This is a genomic window from Acinetobacter sp. ANC_7655 (genome assembly GCF_056784015.1).
In genome coordinates this window covers 35,857-52,250 of sequence record NZ_JBWYJB010000001.1, presented here as the reverse complement: position 1 = coordinate 52,250, position 16,394 = coordinate 35,857, and the positions used below count along the sequence as shown (strand labels likewise).

The following is a 16,394-nucleotide window of genomic DNA, read 5'->3' as shown; positions in this document are numbered from 1 at the left end:
TTCATAGTAGGTTTCAAGCTATGTTGATGTAAAGCGTGATGAGAATATAGTTCGAGGGATTAATGTTTCAATTAACGGAAAAAGCTAAACACTTTTATGATTTAGCACAACGCTTTATTCAAGACGAAATAGAGCCTATAGAACAAGAATTTTGGCATAAAGCTCATCAATTAAATTCAAGTGATGATTGGACATCATGGATGTGGCCAGCAGAACTTGAAGTACTCAAACAAAAAGCTAAATCGCAAAATTTGTGGAATCTTTTTTTACCAGACCCAGAATTTGGTCAAGGTTTAACAGTTCAAGAATATGCACACATTGCTGAGTTAACTGGCCGTAGTTTATTGGCTCCTACGGTTTTCAATTGTAATGCGCCAGATAGCGGTAATATGGAGTTAATTTGGCGCTATGGCTCAGAACAACAAAAAGAGCAATGGTTAAAACCTCTCTTAGACGGAAAAATTCGATCCGTATTTTGCATGACTGAACCAGAAGTTGCTTCTTCAGATGCGACGAACATGCAAGCCACTGCTGTAATTGAGGGAGACGAAATTGTTTTAAATGGACGCAAATGGTGGTCTTCGGGTTTAGGCGATCCTAATGCAAAAATCATTATATTTATGGCACATACACCAGACGCAAATAAAGGTCGACATCAACAACATTCAATGGTTTTAGTTCCAGTTGAAACTGAGGGCGTAAAAATTGAAAGAATGTTACCTGTATTTGGTGATTATGATGCGCCACACGGTCATGGAGAAGTAACCTTTAATAATGTTCGTGTTCCAGTCACTCATTTTATTGGTGGAGCAGGTCAAGGGTTTGAGATTGCACAGGGGCGACTTGGTCCAGGACGTATTCATCATTGCATGCGTTGTATCGGTGCTGCTGAGAAATCATTGGAATTAATGATTGATCGTGGAATGCAAAGAAAAGCATTCGGTAAGGAAATTTTGAAACTTGGTGGTAATTTGGAAAGAGTCGCGGAAGCGCGTGTTGCCATCGATCAAGCACGTCTTTTGACCTTATATGCGGCATATAAAATGGATAAACTGGGCAATATGGCTGCACTCACTGAAATCTCTGCAATTAAAGTCGTTGCACCTAGTGTTTTGGAAAAAGTTGTCGATATGGCAATGCAAATTCACGGCGGTGCAGGTCTATCTAGAGATACGCCATTGACAGGTTTTTTTGCACAAGCGCGTGCATTACGTTTGGCAGATGGGCCAGATGAGGTGCATAAAGGCATGATTGCAAAATTGGAACTTGCGAAACGTGGTTTTTCAACTCGTCATTCTCAATAAGATGAGCACTCGATTTAAGGAAGAAATATGTCAGTTATAGATACAGCAGGGCAAGTCAGACGTGGTGAAGAGCTCGATATCGTTTCAGTCACAAACTGGTTAAATCAAAATGGTGTGGAAGTGATTGAGCCTGTAGAAGTTACACAATATTCTGGTGGAGCTTCAAACTGGACATACCGGCTAAAATATAGCAATGCAGATCTGATATTAAGAAGACCACCCGCAGGAACCAAAGCTAAATCTGCTCATGATATGGTTCGAGAACATAATGTTCAGAAAACTTTAAAAGATCTATATCCAGTCGTGCCCAAAATGCTGGCATTATGTCAAGATGAATCTGTACTCGGATGCGATTTTTATGTGATGCAGCGAATCGAGGGAATTATACCAAGGGCAAAGCTTCCACCAGAACTAAAACTCACTGAATTTGATGTGCATCAGCTTTGTATAAATGTTTTAGACAAATTGATTGAATTGCACCAAGTTCCTTATCAAGGAACAGCACTTGAGCAAATTGGAAAAGGTGAGGGTTACTGCCGTCGTCAGGTCGAAGGTTGGGACAGTCGCTACGACAAAGCCCATACCATCAATGTGCCGACCTTTAAGTTTGTACGAAATTGGCTTAAAGACAATATTCCTGAGGATTCAACCAACTGTATTATTCACAACGATTGGCGTTTTGATAATGTCATTTTGAATCCTCAACAGCCTACTGAGGTCATCGGGGTGTTGGATTGGGAAATGGCGACAATTGGTGATCCACTTATGGATTTAGGATCAGCCTTAGCATATTGGGTTGAAGAAAACGACAATATGATCTTTAAATCGACACGTCGACAACCTACACATCTTAAAGGCATGTTTACACGTAAAGAAGTTGTGGATTATTACCTAGAAAAAACAGGACTAAAGCCATCTAACTGGACGTTCTATGAAGTTTTTGGGATCTTTAGATTAGCGGTCATAGCACAACAAATTTATTATCGTTATTACCATAAACAAACGGATAATCCTGCATTTAAGGATTTTTGGATTGTGATTCATGCATTACATATTCGTGCTTTAAAACTCATAGGTATACAAAAGCTTGAAGCGAATGAAATTGCAAAAACTTATCTCGCAAAATTACAGGATATTCTGCCAAGATGACGACAATATATTTGGTCAGACATGGTCAAGCTTCATTTGGTGCTGAAAGTTATGATCAGCTTTCTCAGAAAGGTGAAGTTCAAGCACGTGTGTTGGGACAATATTTTCAAAAGTTACTACAAGAGCGACCATATGTCATAGCTGGCTCGATGAAACGTCATCAGCAAACGGCGTATATCTCTTTGAATGAATGTTTTCCTGACAGTCAGATTGATATCGATCCACATTGGAACGAGTTCAATCATCAACAAGTGTTTGCAAAATATGAACCACGTTTTGCAGATCCTGCATTACTTAAAAAAGATGTTGGTCAAGCTGTAGATCCTCGTGCCTATTTAGGAAAAATTTTTGAAGGTGCAATTCAACGTTGGACTAAGGGGGATCATCATCATGATTATGATGAAAGCTGGCCTCAATTTCAGCAACGAGTGCTTCATGGCTTGAACAAACTATGTATACAACTTGAAACAGAAAAACCTCGCTATGCCGTAGTTTATACGTCTGGTGGTGTGATATCTGTCGTTGCAGGGCATTTACTTGGTTTAAGTGCAGACAAAACTTTTGCATTGAACTGGGCAATCACTAATACCAGTTTTACCACCTTGAGATTGGTTGGTACAGAACCACAATTACTCAGTTTAAATGAACATCATTATTTAAAAGAACAAGATCGTGATTTGCTCACTTGGATTTGATCAAGGCTATATGCCATAGAGAGAAAATGGAATGAACAAAACTATATTAATTACAGGTGCAAGCTCAGGTATCGGTGCTGGGATGGCACAAGAGTTTGCAAAAAAAGGATATAACCTAGCGATCTGTGCTCGTCGTTTAGAAAGGTTGTATGCTTTAAAAGATGAAATAGAACAACGCTATCAGGTAAAAGTAAGTGCGAAGGTATTGGATGTCACGGATGATGAGCAAGTCTTCCGTGTATTTAAAGAGTTTAAAGATGAGCTAGGCACTATCGATCGAGTGATAGTCAATGCTGGTGTGGGCGAAGGACGTCGTATCGGTAAAGGTAATTTTGCGATTAATAAAGGAACAGTTGAAACTAATTTTATTTCTGCGATGGCACAATGTGAAGCAGCGGTCGAAATTTTTAGATCTCAAAATTCAGGACATTTAGTTGTAATATCATCGATGAGTGCTTTGCGTGGTATGCCAAAACATCTTACAGCTTATGCTGCCAGTAAAGCGGGAATTGCACATTTAGCCGAAGGGATTCGGGCTGAACTTCTTGGAACACCAATTAAAGTTTCAACGATTTATCCTGGTTACATTCGAACTGAAATTAATGAAGGTGCTGGAAAATTACCTTTTGAGGTCGATCAAGCCACAGGATCACGACTATTAGCTGAAGCAATCGAAAAGCAACCAGTCAAAGCATATGTACCAAAGTGGCCATGGTTGCCATTGGGTTTTGCAATGAAGGTTTTACCGCTTCAGCTCGTCAATAAGCTGAGTTAAAATAACGTCTTATAAATCCCACATTTAGTGGGATTTATTTTTAAAGAAATATTTCAAAGCATCTTGTATGACGATTTGCCAAACGGCATATGAATGTCCGCCTATATATTCTTGATAGTGAACATTGTGTCCCTGATCGATTAAATCCTGAGCGACAATCGGAGAGGTTTCTAGAATGCTTAAGCTATTATTTTGTCTCGAATATTCATAGCTATTGGCTGAAATATACCAATTGAGTTTCTTTGTATTGTCTAATGTTGAAGCTCTGATCAGTTTACTCATACCATTGATTGTATCGTTTGGATCAGATTTCCACCAAAATGAACCAGAAAGTGGCACGACGTGACTAATATCATTGGATGTTTTTAACGCCAAATAAGCAGAACTCAGACCACCTAAACTTGAACCCAATAAGACTGTTTTGTTGTGATCACGTTGATAGGGCAAATATTGACTCATCCAAGGCAATAATTCTTCTTGAAAAAACTGTGTGTATTCTGGATTGGGGCTAAGTTCTTTAGCACGTAATTGATCATTAGGATGTCCAACAAAAACAGCCTGTATAGGTGGGAGTTGCTGTTGTTGAACCAACTGATCTAATATCTGGGGAACTTTAACTAAATGCGCATATTGCTCACCATCAAAAAAAATCAGTGTGATATATGATTTTCCGACTTGAGGTGGAGTTGCATAAATCTGAATAAGACGATCATTTCCCAAAACTTTACTTTTCAACACGGATGAAACTAATTGTTTTTCACTATTTTCAGCCATTTGAGTTGGATCAATAAAGTTAGGCGCTCGACTAAGTTTTGCGATATTTTCATTCCTCAGCGTGGTATTCGTTTTTATGGCAATGTTTTTAGAATCAAACCACTTATGAGGATTGAAAGGGTCGAGTTGTTGTACCTTTAAAATAGATCGACGCTGATCTCGTGATTCTTTTAAATTTGGGTTTAAATGTGGGCAGTAATTTGATAAATATCCATCGATATTCGGCGAATCCACAGCAAAACTATAACTTCCGATAAATCTTGAATCAACAATACTTTCTTTAAACCAAATATCAGTACCTTTAAGTCGAGTTAACCACTCATGATCATTACTCGGACCACCGATTAATCGCACATTGTGTTTTGCACCACGATATAAATAAATGACACGTTGGTGTGTTTCATTAGAATGTTCAATTATTGGGGTTTGATTTTTACGAGTTTCCGACCAAAATTGATCGAGGAGATGATTTTTTTGCTCAGGATGCATCTGAATCTTGTTTTGGATTTGCTGAAGCACTTTACTTTTGGCATCCATATCTTCACATGCAGGGGCATAAAGTTGAGTGCTGACTTGTAATGAATGATTTACAGAAAGATCAGCACTTACTGCGGCACTCATTAACATCAATATAGAAAAAAATTTGATATGATGATTCATAGATTTTAGCTTTGAATTAATCATTGTAAATGATAATTATTTTCAATAATAAATAGCAATGAAAATATCAAAAAATCGTTTAAAATAGGAAATATCAAAACCTAAAATCAAATACATGTTTCTTAAATTAGCGACAATCGCACTCATTCCAGCTTTACTTGTGCAAGGTTACCAAGTCAAGAAAAATACACCTCGTTTAGCAGAAGCTTTGGGGGAAAGAAATGGTTTGGTTGGTAATGGCCCTCAAATATCAATTTTAATTTTAGGTGATTCAGCTGCTGCTGGTGTGGGTGTGCAATTTCAAGAAGATGCGCTAAGCGGAACATTGTTACAAGAACTAAGAGATCATTTTCAAATTCGCTGGTCATTAATTGCAAAAACTGGAAATCGTACTTCAGATGTAATTCGAACTATACAGGCTATTAATAACGATCAGTTTGATATTGTAGTAACTTCGATAGGGGTCAATGATGTAACACAGCTCATCTCACCACAAAAATGGATCTGCCTACAAGAACAATTATATTCACTGATCGCTGAGAAATTTTCACCCAAGCTCATTATCGCGACTGGAGTTCCACCGATGAATGAGTTTCCTGCATTACCAAATCCTTTAGCTTGGTTGTTTGGAAAATATGCCCATCAAATGAATGTTGAATTGGAAAATTGGATTGAACCACAACCAAAATTTGAATTGGTTAAATATGATTTGGATGAGTATAAACAACTCAATTTGAAGATGGCTGAGGATGGATTTCATCCAAGTAAAGAAATCTATCAGCTTTGGGCAAAAAAAATTAGTTCGATTATTCAAAATCACTGTAGATCGAAAAGTTAGACCGAAATTTGATATGAGTGATATCGAAACACATCCACTTGAGCCATTTGTACCTCAACAAGCCAAATTGCTCATGCTTGGTAGTTTTCCTCCGCCGAAAGCAAGATGGAAAATGGATTTTTATTATCCGAATTTTCAAAATGATATGTGGAAAATATATGGGTTGATCTTTTTTCAAGACTCTTATTATTTTCTAGACCGTGAAAATAAACAATTCAAAGAGCAAATGCTGAAAGATTTTCTAAATGAGTTGGGCATTGCAATATTTGATACAGCCTATCAAGTACGGCGTTTGAAAGACAATGCCTCAGATCAATTTCTAGAAATCGTTACACCGACAGATATGTTTCTATTGCTTAAAAAAATTCCATATTGTCGAGATATTATGACCACAGGTGATAAAGCAACTGAGACCTTATTAAAGTCAATGAATGCGTCTGTACACACTAAAGTTAAAATGGGTACAGTCGTGGATCTGCAATTTGATAACAAAGATATCCGAATTCATCGTATGCCATCTTCTTCAAGAGCTTATCCTTTAGCTCTTGAAAAGAAAGCCGAATACTATCGTGAACTTTTCCAGTCAATTGGATTAATTTAACAACCTGTTAAAGTCAATCGAGATGCTTATTACACATCATAATCTACATAATCCCACAAGTTTAAACGTGATTTAATTTCTTTACGAATATGTGGAAGCATATTGAGTAGAGTACCATCAATCCATAAAGATAATGCTTGAGCAGATAATTCTTGTCCTTCTTCATCAACTAAGCGGGCACCCTTCACAATCACGAGCGTTTGTTCTGAGACAGAGGTTTCAATGCCTTTGAAAAAAACTTGTAACTCATGACCATTGTCTAAAATTAACCAAGCCAAATCAATTTGAACATTATGGTTAGATTTTAACGTGATAGAACCTTCAACTAAGTCTTCATCAGTAAGGCAATCATAATCAACACTAATTTTAGCTAAATACCATTCATGCTGAGATAAATCTTCAAGTGATAAAAAAGGGGTGAGTATGTCGTTCAGATTATACTGTCGACTAAGATCAAAAAATTGCATGGGAGTAGAGTAGAACCAAGGGTTCAAAAAATAAAACGTGAATAATAATGCAATTTATCCTGGTTGTACAAACCAGTCACAACAAAGAATTTACATCATCCATTCGATTGGGAGATAGGACAAAGACTTGAACATAAATCTCTGAAAACGAGTCGTTTCAGGGTCATGATCATGTATTAACTTTTCTTCACCTCGTTGTTCTTCCCATCTTAAGTTTTGATGTGCATCCAAATGTAGTTGATAGGCAACTTTGGGAAGATTTTCATCTAAAGATTGAGATATCTCTGTTTTAAAATCGGCTGACTCAATGATCAGTCCAAGTTCAGTATTCAAATACGCTGAACGTGGATCAAAATTGAATGTTCCAATAAAAACTTTATCATCTACAGTAAAAAATTTAGCATGAAGACGCGACGCATTTTTTCCTTTCGCAGGAATAACATTACCCGTCATAATTTCATACCAAGTCCGATCAGACCGTTCAATATAAGGTTTAAACTCGTAAAGTTTTACATCTGACCTTAAGAGTGGGGTTCGATATTTTTGATAAAATGCATGAACAATCGGGACATCATTTGCCAAATATGAGTTTGTTAAAACTCGAACTTTGACATTCTGCTCACTCAATTGTTTGAGGAAAGACTCACCATGAACAGTAGGAACAAAATAGGCAGACACCAAGTTTATTTCTTGAGCAGGTTTCCCCATAATGGATTTGAACTGATTAAACAGCAGTTCATGAGATTGAGCTTTCGCTCTGATTTTATTGGGGCTGTCTGCAACAAAATGAGCTTTAGACCAACGAATAGGATGTTTTTTTAAATTTTCTTCTAAAAAACGTTCTGCTTGATCAATACGTTTTTTAGTTTCAGCACCTTGAAAATTTTGCTTGGTTGAATAATGCGATCTTAAATACGCTAATTCTTTTTGAGACTGAGGAATTATTTGCTGAATATTATAACTCAGCTCATCATTCCAAAATTGGTGAAACACCGTGTTTGCAGCTGAAACTGATTGCCCTGCAAATAAAATATCCATATCCGCGAATTGAAAATTGTCACTGGCATCAAAATATTCATTACTGATATTACGCCCCCCAGTAACAGCAATCGCTCCGTCAGCAATAATCAGTTTGTTATGCATTCTATGATTGACTTTATTAAAGCGAAACACATAATCCAAAACTCTAAAGCTGCGAAATTTGTAGGGATTAAATAGCTTAATTTCGATATTAGGATGTTTAGACAATGCACTTAAGGTCGAGTCTAATTGAGTGCCATTTTGATCATCAATTAACAGTCGAACCTTCACATTACGATCAGCTGCTTTGAGTAGGTCAGACAATAAATGCTGACCTATCACATCATTTTCCCAGATATAGTACTGTAAATCGATCGTATGATTTGCTTCACGTATTAAATGAACACGTGAAGCCATACTCATAAAAGGATCATGAAGTGGTAAAAATGCGGTTAAACCTTGTTCAATATTGCGTCTTGTTTCTGGTGTATTGCTGAGCCAAAGTGTGGTATGAGGTTGGATTGGGGCTTGTTTTATACTTGTATTCATCGCCAAATTACATCCAGTTAAAATAAAGAATGTGAGTAAACACAATATATGTCGCAACATAAGCATCAAAGCTGTCGTTCCTAAATCTTATTGTTCAGTTGTATGGCTATAATATCATCAATCAAATAGTTGAATGTTTTTATCAAAAGCGGTTACTGTAACTTATCTTTTAAATCTTAATTTACAAAGGAAGTTTTCATCATGAAATCTCGTGCAGCGGTGGCATTCGGTCCAGGTCAGCCATTACAAATTGTTGAATTAGATGTTGCTCCACCACAAGCTGGTGAAGTATTGGTGAAAATTACGCATACAGGTGTTTGTCATACAGATGCATTTACACTTTCTGGTGAAGACCCAGAGGGCGTATTCCCTGCGGTACTTGGTCACGAAGGTGCAGGTATTGTAGTTGAAGTTGGTGAAGGCGTAACCAGTGTAAAACCAGGTGATCATGTCATTCCACTTTATACTGCAGAATGTGGCGAATGTTTGTTCTGCAAATCAAATAAAACAAACTTATGTGTCTCTGTACGTGCCACTCAAGGTAAAGGTGTTATGCCTGATGGAACGACTCGATTCTCTTATAATGGCGAACCTATTTACCATTATATGGGGTGTTCAACATTCAGTGAATACACAGTTGTTGCCGAAGTATCGTTAGCAAAAATTAATCCTGAAGCAAACCCTGAACACGTTTGTTTATTGGGTTGTGGCGTGACGACTGGTATTGGTGCGGTTCATAATACTGCAAAAGTACAGGAAGGTGACACTGTTGCTGTGTTCGGTTTAGGTGGTATTGGTTTAGCAGTTGTTCAAGGTGCTAAACAAGCCAAAGCTGGCCGGATTATTGTAGTGGATACCAATCCAGAAAAATTTAAATTGGCTGAACAGTTTGGTGCAACAGATTTCCTCAATCCTAAGGACTATGATCAACCTATTCAACAAGTGATTGTAGAAATGACTGGATGGGGGGTAGATCATTCATTCGAGTGTATCGGTAATACAAACGTGATGCGTTCAGCGCTTGAATGTGCACACCGTGGTTGGGGTCAATCTGTCATTATCGGTGTAGCTGGTGCTGGTCAAGAAATCTCAACTCGTCCATTCCAATTAGTGACTGGACGTAAATGGATGGGTACAGCATTTGGTGGTGTAAAAGGTCGTACTCAATTACCAAAAATGGTTGAAGATGCGATGAAGGGTGACATTCAATTAGAACCTTTTGTTACTCATACTATGGGGCTAGAAGACATTAATAAAGCCTTTGAGTTAATGCACGAAGGTAAATCAATCCGTACAGTTGTACATTTTTAATTGGGCAATAAAAAACGGGCGATATGCCCGTTTTTTTATTTTTAAGCTGTAGTTTTCAAAACTTCTGCAATTGAATCAGCCACATAATCAATATTATTCAAGTTTAATCCTGCTGCGCACATACGGCCACTACGGACTAAATAAATACCATATTTATCTTTCAAAATATCCACTTGTTCGCCAGTCAAACCTGTATAACTGAACATACCTTGTTGTTTTACTAGATAGCTAAAGTCACGTTCAGGCAGAGCCGCACTCAATTTAGCATTTAACAATTCACGCATTTTAATAATACGTTCACGCATTTCTTGTAATTCAGCTTGCCATTGAGCAGTTAGATCTGCGTTGTTTAACACGTTTTCAACCAACAATGCACCTGTGCTTGCTGGACTAGAATAAATACGGCGTACAGTTGCTTTTAATTGTCCAAGCACTTTTTGAGCAGTAGCTTGATCATCACAGACAAATGTTAAGCCACCGACACGCTCACCATACAGTGAGAAGATTTTTGAGAATGAATTACTCACAATGAAATTCATACCTGATTTATCTAAAGCACGAATAAGGTATGCATCTTCTTCAAGACCTTTACCGAAACCTTGGTAAGCGATGTCAAGGAATGGAATAAGATCATTCGTCTTAAGTACTTCGATCACTTGATCCCATTCTGCTGGCGTTAAATCTGCACCAGTTGGGTTATGGCAGCAAGGATGAAGCAAAACAATACTTTTTGCTTTTAATGTTTTTAATTCCTCAAGCATCGCTGGAACGTTAACGCCATTTGTTTCAGCATCAAAATAAGGATAGAAATGAGATTGGATACCAGCGCCATTAAAAATTGCGATATGATTATCCCAAGTTGGCTGACTTACCCAGATATCTGACTCAGGGAAATATTTTTTCAAAAAATCAGCACCGACTTTAAGTGCGCCTGAGCCACCAAGTGTCTGAATCGTGACAGCACGACCATCTTTACGTGCTTGACTATCAGGACCTAAAACTAATGCTTGAGTCGCTTCGTTATAAGATTTCAAACCATCCATTGGTAAATAAAGTTTAACTTTATCGTTGCTCGGTTCAATATTTTTGTACGCAGCTTTGACCGCATTTAACTGAGGTACAATACTGTCTTCGTTATAATATAGACCAATACTCAAATTCACTTTTTGAGTACGCTCATCTTTACTATATTCTTCCATAAGTGAAAGAATAGGGTCACCTGCATAAGCATCTACATGATGAAACATGGTCTAAATTTCCTAAAATGTTCAAAGTAAAAAGTTTAATCGGATAATATATATAATTTCCGCACGATCACAAGATCGAATTACAGGACTAATTTTTATAAAACTCAATACTTTTACTTATAACCGAATTTTTTTGATTGTCTTTAATTTACTGAATTATATAAATAAAAATTAAACTAACACTAAAATACAAACTCTACTGTTAGAATTTGAATCACATTTTTAAAGCTATTTGAGTATATATATGCGACTAAATGCTGAGATCACCAAATCAAATGCGAATCAACGTCAACCTGCTCTTGTTCTGATTCATGGTCTTTTTGGTAGTTTATCGAACCTCGGCATGCTCGCGAGAGCATTTCAGGAAACGCATGATGTCATCCAAATTGATTTGCGTAATCACGGTTTATCACCTCATTCTAATCAAATGAGTTATCAACTCATGGCGCAAGATGTTGTAGAAACTTTAGATGATATGAATGTGCAACAATTTCACATCATTGGTCATTCGATGGGGGGGAAAGTTGCCATGCACTTAGCAAACCTTGTACCACATCGAGTAGTTAAGTTGATTGTACTTGATATGGCACCCGTCGCTTATCAAAAATCTCATCATGATCAAATTTTCAAAGCTTTAGAAGAAGTTCAAAAAGCTCAAGTTGTTTCAAGAAAGGAGGCAACCGAGTTGATGCAGAAATATATTAATGAAATTGGCGTTATTCAATTTCTGCTCAAATCTTTCCGCAATGGACAGTGGCTATTCAACTTAGATGCACTTAAACAACAATATTTTCAGATTTTGTCATGGGAACGTCTTAATCCACAATCGAATGAAACTTTGTTTTTAAAAGGAGAATTATCCGATTATATTAATCTCGAGCGTGATAACGATCTTATTCGGTTCCAATATCCTAAAGCTAAATTTGTGACGATTGATGGCACTGGACATTGGTTACATGCAGAAAAACCAAGTGAGGTTATCAAAAACATTAAAGATTTTTTATAATAAATTAATAATAAGTTTAGATTATTTTTATATTATTCAACACCTACTTAATATAAGTAGGTATTTTTTTTAATTAAAATCGAAATTATTTAATTCTAAGATGTCGAATTATCAAATAAATTCATTATTGTGTCGTATTTCATTATTTTTTATGCATTTTGTCTATTTAATATTCACAAGTGATAAAAATTATGTATCATGCAGAAATGGTATTTGTATTAATTTAATCCATTTAAGTGTTATTATTATCACGTATTTTATAATTAATGATGATTAATAATCATTATTAACTAAATTTAAATACTGATTAATTAAATTCTAAATTTTTACGCTGATTTTTGTATTCGTCATTTTGATGGGTTGTTATTTTCGAATAGGTGAACTATGAGCATTCTGGATCTGAATAGAGCTGATCATTTACAGTCCAAAGCTGTGCCTTTGCATCTAACACTGTCAGATGACTTTAAATTTGCACTCGATTTACTGCCCAATTTGATTTGGGTCAGTCACACCAACTCAGGGTATTGTAATCTCGCATTTAAACAATATATCGGTGCGGATACGCAAATCTTACGTGACGTAGACTGGCTTAAATTTGTTCATCCTGATGATGCTGAACATCTTTATCAGATTTGGAATGATGCTCAAAAAAACGGTCAGAAATTTGAAAAAGAGTGTCGTATAAAAAATAAATCAGGTGAATATCTTTGGTTCTTAATGCTTGCTGAACCTAAGGTGATTCAATCCAACCAGCAAAATTGGATGATAAGTTGCACAAATATCCATGATCGTACAATCAAAATGCGTGAAACTGCTGAGGCCTTGCGTGCCAATACAGATATGCTCGATGTCAGCGTAGACTGTATAAAAATTATCACACCAGATGGCAAGCTTGAACACATGAACAAATCTGGATGCATGGCATTACTGGGTCAAGAGCGTGTTAAGAAATTTGGAATGGATTGGTTAACGCTGTTACCACCTGAAGTACGTGAACAGGGGGCAAAAGCGATTAAAACAGCAGCTCGAGGGAAGAATGCCCGTTTTGCGGGGATGAGCACACACGGCGATACTGTGATGTATTGGGATAATATTTTAACACCTGTGCATGATGAACAAGGAAATACGACCAGTATTCTCTGTGTATCACGTGATATTACCCGTCAACGTGTTGCCGAAGCTAAACTAAAAATCAGCAGTGAATATGATGATCTGACTGGTCTGATGAATCGTCGTGCCTTCAAAAATAAATTAAAAGCGGCGATTTCACAAGCAAATCGTGAAAAAACACTTATTGGTATGATGTTTATTGATCTCGATCATTTTAAAAACATTAACGATACTTTAGGTCATCCTGCTGGAGATCATCTACTTAAAGTCTTATCTAAACGTCTGCAAAAGAGTTTGGATCGCAAGTGTATTGTTTCACGTTTAGGTGGAGATGAATTTGCAATTATTGTCTCAGGGATGACCTCAGAAGAAGAATTACATCAAACTACACAGAAAGTGCTTAAACAAAATATTGCCCCCATTACTTATGCAGGAAAAGTGATTAATAGTGGGATGAGTATTGGATGTGCCATTTATCCTAAAGATGCTCAAGATGTATTCGGATTGATGAAATGTGCGGATACCGCTCTAAATGATCTTAAAGAAAAAGGTCGTGGTGGGTATCGTATGTATGATGACGAAATGTTTGCACTTGCTGAAAAGAAGATGCAACAACTTGATACTGCTCGCTATATCATACAGGACAATTTAATCGAACCGTATTATCAACCTAAGGTTCGCTTAGATAACTGTCAGCTAATCGGATTTGAGGCTTTGATGCGTTGGCATGATACACAGCAGCAACTTCATTATCCAGCTTCAATCTCAGAAGCGTTTAACGATTATGAGCTGGCCAGTAAAATCAGTGAAATCATGCATCAAAAGATTTTCAGTGACATGGCAGATTGGATGTCTAAGGGCGTTCAACTTGTACCGATCTCAATTAATGCCTCTCCAGTTGAATTCATGCGTGACAATTATGCAGAATTGTTAATTCAACGTTTAGAACGACATCAAATTCCTGCTCATTTAATCGAGGTTGAGATTACAGAACATATTCTGGCTGAGCGTGGAATAGAATTTGTGATTCGAGCACTACAAAAGCTCAAAAATTATGGTCTTCGAATCTCATTGGATGATTTCGGAACCGGTCATTCTTCAATGACGCATTTAAGAGATTATCCTGTCGACTGTCTCAAGATTGATTATGCTTTTGTGAATCGAATGAATGAGGAAAAGTCAATCAATTCAATTGTAGAGGGCATTGCTAAGCTCGGACCTATTCTGTCATTGGATGTAATCGCAGAAGGTGTCGAAACATGCCAACAGCTCTTAAGTCTTCAGGATGTTGGCTGTGCATATGGTCAAGGCTTTTTATTTAGCCAAGCGATTTGTAAGTCTGAGGCTGAGCAACTGATGCTCAAACAAGTATGTGCTATAAAAGATTGGCTTCCTACAGATAAGCAATAAACCATTGATATATTTGAGTTATGATTGATATAACGATATTTTTTATATAAATTGCTTGTCAATCAGTTTATTTATGCGTATTTTACTTTTAAGGGTTATATTTTAGATAATTTGATGAAAACGACACACTTGATTACTAACGCTTATTATTATTTTTGGCAATTTAACATCTAGTTGCCTAGACGTGTTCGGGCAACAAAAATGTTGCCCATCAAGTTTATACCTGATTGGCAACACCAATCAGGTTTTTTTTCATCTCAACAAATATAGGAGCATCTCATGAAAACATTGAATACTTTTTATTTTAGCAACGGTTATTGGTTCTATTTTAGTCAAGAACAAAACCCAGCCAATAGACACCTCACGCTCAAATAAAAGATAGGGCAATTGCTGCCCAAAGGAATTCAAGATGAATGCAATTAATTCTCAGCTTATAACCACGGCTCAACATACTTTAGAAAAAAAATTAAGCTTACCATTAGAACTAAAATCAACTTTACCTGTTAGTCCGATAGTTTCACTTCAAATTCGTCAACATCGCCAAACAATACAAGACATTTTAGCGGGTCATGATCCACGTTTATTGGTCATTACTGGTCCATGTTCGATTCATGATCCTAAAGCAACCCTCGAATACGCACAAAAATTAAAACAACTGCAAGAACAAGTCAAAGATCAGATTTTCATCGTGATGCGTACTTATATTGAAAAACCTCGCACCACTGTAGGATGGAAAGGCTTCTTGTATGATCCAGATTTAAATGGTTCAGCAGATATGCAAAAAGGACTTGAACAGTCTAGATCATTCTTCATTCAAATTGCTGAAATGGGTTTGCCGTTGGCCACAGAAATCTTAAGCCCAATGGCAACAGGATATTTTGATGATTTGATTTCATGGGGCGCGATTGGGGCGAGAACAAGCGAATCGCAAATTCACCGTGAAATATCTAGCCATATGCCTTATAGCATTGGGTTCAAAAATGGTACAGATGGATCAATCCAAATTGCATTGGATGCCATTCAGTCCGCTTCACAACCGCATCAATTTCTTGGTTTAAGTCAAGATGGTGCTCCAAGCATTTTATCTTCAAAGGGTAATCCGCACGCACATTTGATCTTACGTGGATCGAATCAGGGTACAAATTACCAATTCGCTGAAATTAAAAAGATTCAAGAAAACAATAACCATATATTACCATCTTTGATTATTGATTGTAGCCATGGAAACAGTGCTAAGAATCCATTGAATCAACCTGCTGTATTAAAGCAAATTGTGAATGAACGACCTCAAACACAAGTCCGCGGCGTCATGCTAGAAAGCTTTTTAGTCGATGGCAATCAGAAAATTTCTGATCACATGACTTATGGTCAATCAGTGACTGATGGATGCTTGGGTTGGTTAAGTACAGAGCAATTGATTTTGGATATTGCCCAACAACTCTCCTAATATAATTCGTAAAAAAGAACTCATGAAATAT

The 16,394-nt window shown here is 36.9% G+C and carries 14 protein-coding genes; 10 read left to right on the top strand and 4 right to left on the bottom strand.

The genetic code is table 11. The features are described from left to right. The first annotated feature begins 62 nt into the window (after nucleotides 1–62). Genes AC1M9N_RS00225 through AC1M9N_RS00210 form a run of 4 tightly spaced genes read left to right on the top strand, consistent with a single transcriptional unit; the run spans nucleotide 63 to nucleotide 3,923 of the window. Nucleotides 63–1,304: an acyl-CoA dehydrogenase family protein gene (locus AC1M9N_RS00225; RefSeq protein ID WP_481590971.1), complete on the top strand. Its 1,242-nt coding sequence runs from the start codon at nucleotides 63–65 to the stop codon at nucleotides 1,302–1,304. Between the two features lie 27 nt (nucleotides 1,305–1,331). Continuing rightward, a complete protein-coding gene (locus AC1M9N_RS00220; RefSeq protein WP_481954016.1) occupies nucleotides 1,332–2,453 on the top strand; it encodes a phosphotransferase family protein in 1,122 nt (373 codons plus the stop codon). Beyond that, on the top strand, nucleotides 2,450–3,148 hold the full coding sequence (locus AC1M9N_RS00215) for a histidine phosphatase family protein (protein ID WP_481954015.1): 699 nt from the start codon (nucleotides 2,450–2,452) through the stop codon (nucleotides 3,146–3,148). The genes AC1M9N_RS00220 and AC1M9N_RS00215 overlap by 4 nt, the downstream gene beginning before the upstream one ends. Before the next feature lie 31 nt (nucleotides 3,149–3,179). Continuing rightward, entirely contained in the window at nucleotides 3,180–3,923 is a 744-nt protein-coding gene (locus AC1M9N_RS00210; RefSeq protein ID WP_481954014.1) for an SDR family oxidoreductase, read from the top strand. Nucleotides 3,924–3,947: 24 nt separating this feature from the next. On the opposite strand, the gene AC1M9N_RS00205 is transcribed toward AC1M9N_RS00210, so the two are convergent. After that, nucleotides 3,948–5,318 (bottom strand): alpha/beta hydrolase-fold protein, encoded by a 1,371-nt coding sequence (locus AC1M9N_RS00205; protein ID WP_481954013.1) that lies wholly within the window; start codon nucleotides 5,316–5,318, stop codon nucleotides 3,948–3,950. A gap of 154 nt (nucleotides 5,319–5,472) precedes the next feature. Here AC1M9N_RS00205 and AC1M9N_RS00200 point away from each other — a divergent pair, with 154 nt between their 5' ends. Next, nucleotides 5,473–6,195: an SGNH/GDSL hydrolase family protein gene (locus AC1M9N_RS00200; RefSeq protein WP_481587907.1), complete on the top strand. Its 723-nt coding sequence runs from the start codon at nucleotides 5,473–5,475 to the stop codon at nucleotides 6,193–6,195. A 13-nt stretch (nucleotides 6,196–6,208) separates the two neighbouring features. Beyond that, nucleotides 6,209–6,796, top strand: a complete 588-nt coding sequence (locus AC1M9N_RS00195) for a uracil-DNA glycosylase family protein (RefSeq protein ID WP_481954012.1) — start codon at nucleotides 6,209–6,211, stop codon at nucleotides 6,794–6,796. Between the two features lie 29 nt (nucleotides 6,797–6,825). Here the strand turns inward: AC1M9N_RS00195 and AC1M9N_RS00190 are convergent, their stop codons facing one another. Continuing rightward, on the bottom strand, nucleotides 6,826–7,263 hold the full coding sequence (locus tag AC1M9N_RS00190) for a hypothetical protein (protein ID WP_481587909.1): 438 nt from the start codon (nucleotides 7,261–7,263) through the stop codon (nucleotides 6,826–6,828). A 90-nt stretch (nucleotides 7,264–7,353) separates the two neighbouring features. Continuing rightward, on the bottom strand, nucleotides 7,354–8,832 hold the full coding sequence (locus tag AC1M9N_RS00185; RefSeq protein WP_481954011.1) for a phospholipase D family protein: 1,479 nt from the start codon (nucleotides 8,830–8,832) through the stop codon (nucleotides 7,354–7,356). Nucleotides 8,833–9,033: 201 nt separating this feature from the next. Between AC1M9N_RS00185 and AC1M9N_RS00180 the strand changes: the two genes are divergently transcribed. Further along, nucleotides 9,034–10,143, top strand: coding sequence for an S-(hydroxymethyl)glutathione dehydrogenase/class III alcohol dehydrogenase (locus tag AC1M9N_RS00180; protein WP_481590036.1), 1,110 nt, complete (start codon nucleotides 9,034–9,036; stop codon nucleotides 10,141–10,143). 41 nt (nucleotides 10,144–10,184) lie between these two features. On the opposite strand, the gene AC1M9N_RS00175 is transcribed toward AC1M9N_RS00180, so the two are convergent. Then, nucleotides 10,185–11,390: an amino acid aminotransferase gene (locus tag AC1M9N_RS00175; protein ID WP_481954010.1), complete on the bottom strand. Its 1,206-nt coding sequence runs from the start codon at nucleotides 11,388–11,390 to the stop codon at nucleotides 10,185–10,187. Between the two features lie 244 nt (nucleotides 11,391–11,634). Here AC1M9N_RS00175 and AC1M9N_RS00170 point away from each other — a divergent pair, with 244 nt between their 5' ends. The 3 genes from AC1M9N_RS00170 to AC1M9N_RS00160 all read left to right on the top strand — a co-directional run bounded on the left by AC1M9N_RS00170 (nucleotide 11,635) and on the right by AC1M9N_RS00160 (nucleotide 16,363). Next, nucleotides 11,635–12,396, top strand: a complete 762-nt coding sequence (locus AC1M9N_RS00170) for an alpha/beta fold hydrolase (RefSeq protein WP_481588125.1) — start codon at nucleotides 11,635–11,637, stop codon at nucleotides 12,394–12,396. 384 nt (nucleotides 12,397–12,780) lie between these two features. Beyond that, nucleotides 12,781–14,916: a sensor domain-containing protein gene (locus tag AC1M9N_RS00165; protein WP_481954009.1), complete on the top strand. Its 2,136-nt coding sequence runs from the start codon at nucleotides 12,781–12,783 to the stop codon at nucleotides 14,914–14,916. A 409-nt stretch (nucleotides 14,917–15,325) separates the two neighbouring features. After that, nucleotides 15,326–16,363 carry a 3-deoxy-7-phosphoheptulonate synthase gene (locus tag AC1M9N_RS00160; RefSeq protein ID WP_481954008.1) on the top strand — a complete coding sequence of 346 codons (1,038 nt, stop codon included), beginning with the start codon at nucleotides 15,326–15,328 and terminating at the stop codon, nucleotides 16,361–16,363. Nucleotides 16,364–16,394 lie beyond the last annotated feature (31 nt).

What these genes read in the sequence shown, in the direction of transcription:
- AC1M9N_RS00225 (WP_481590971.1), top strand. Translation starts at nt 63, where the DNA reads ATGTTTCAATTAACGGAAAAAGCTAAACACTTTTATGATTTAGCACAA.
- AC1M9N_RS00220 (WP_481954016.1), top strand. Translation starts at nt 1,332, where the DNA reads ATGTCAGTTATAGATACAGCAGGGCAAGTCAGACGTGGTGAAGAGCTC.
- AC1M9N_RS00215 (WP_481954015.1), top strand. Translation starts at nt 2,450, where the DNA reads ATGACGACAATATATTTGGTCAGACATGGTCAAGCTTCATTTGGTGCT.
- AC1M9N_RS00210 (WP_481954014.1), top strand. Translation starts at nt 3,180, where the DNA reads ATGAACAAAACTATATTAATTACAGGTGCAAGCTCAGGTATCGGTGCT.
- AC1M9N_RS00205 (WP_481954013.1), bottom strand. Translation starts at nt 5,318, where the DNA reads ATGAGTGCCGCAGTAAGTGCTGATCTTTCTGTAAATCATTCATTACAA.
- AC1M9N_RS00200 (WP_481587907.1), top strand. Translation starts at nt 5,473, where the DNA reads ATGTTTCTTAAATTAGCGACAATCGCACTCATTCCAGCTTTACTTGTG.
- AC1M9N_RS00195 (WP_481954012.1), top strand. Translation starts at nt 6,209, where the DNA reads ATGAGTGATATCGAAACACATCCACTTGAGCCATTTGTACCTCAACAA.
- AC1M9N_RS00190 (WP_481587909.1), bottom strand. Translation starts at nt 7,263, where the DNA reads ATGCAATTTTTTGATCTTAGTCGACAGTATAATCTGAACGACATACTC.
- AC1M9N_RS00185 (WP_481954011.1), bottom strand. Translation starts at nt 8,832, where the DNA reads ATGAATACAAGTATAAAACAAGCCCCAATCCAACCTCATACCACACTT.
- AC1M9N_RS00180 (WP_481590036.1), top strand. Translation starts at nt 9,034, where the DNA reads ATGAAATCTCGTGCAGCGGTGGCATTCGGTCCAGGTCAGCCATTACAA.
- AC1M9N_RS00175 (WP_481954010.1), bottom strand. Translation starts at nt 11,390, where the DNA reads ATGTTTCATCATGTAGATGCTTATGCAGGTGACCCTATTCTTTCACTT.
- AC1M9N_RS00170 (WP_481588125.1), top strand. Translation starts at nt 11,635, where the DNA reads ATGCGACTAAATGCTGAGATCACCAAATCAAATGCGAATCAACGTCAA.
- AC1M9N_RS00165 (WP_481954009.1), top strand. Translation starts at nt 12,781, where the DNA reads ATGAGCATTCTGGATCTGAATAGAGCTGATCATTTACAGTCCAAAGCT.
- AC1M9N_RS00160 (WP_481954008.1), top strand. Translation starts at nt 15,326, where the DNA reads ATGAATGCAATTAATTCTCAGCTTATAACCACGGCTCAACATACTTTA.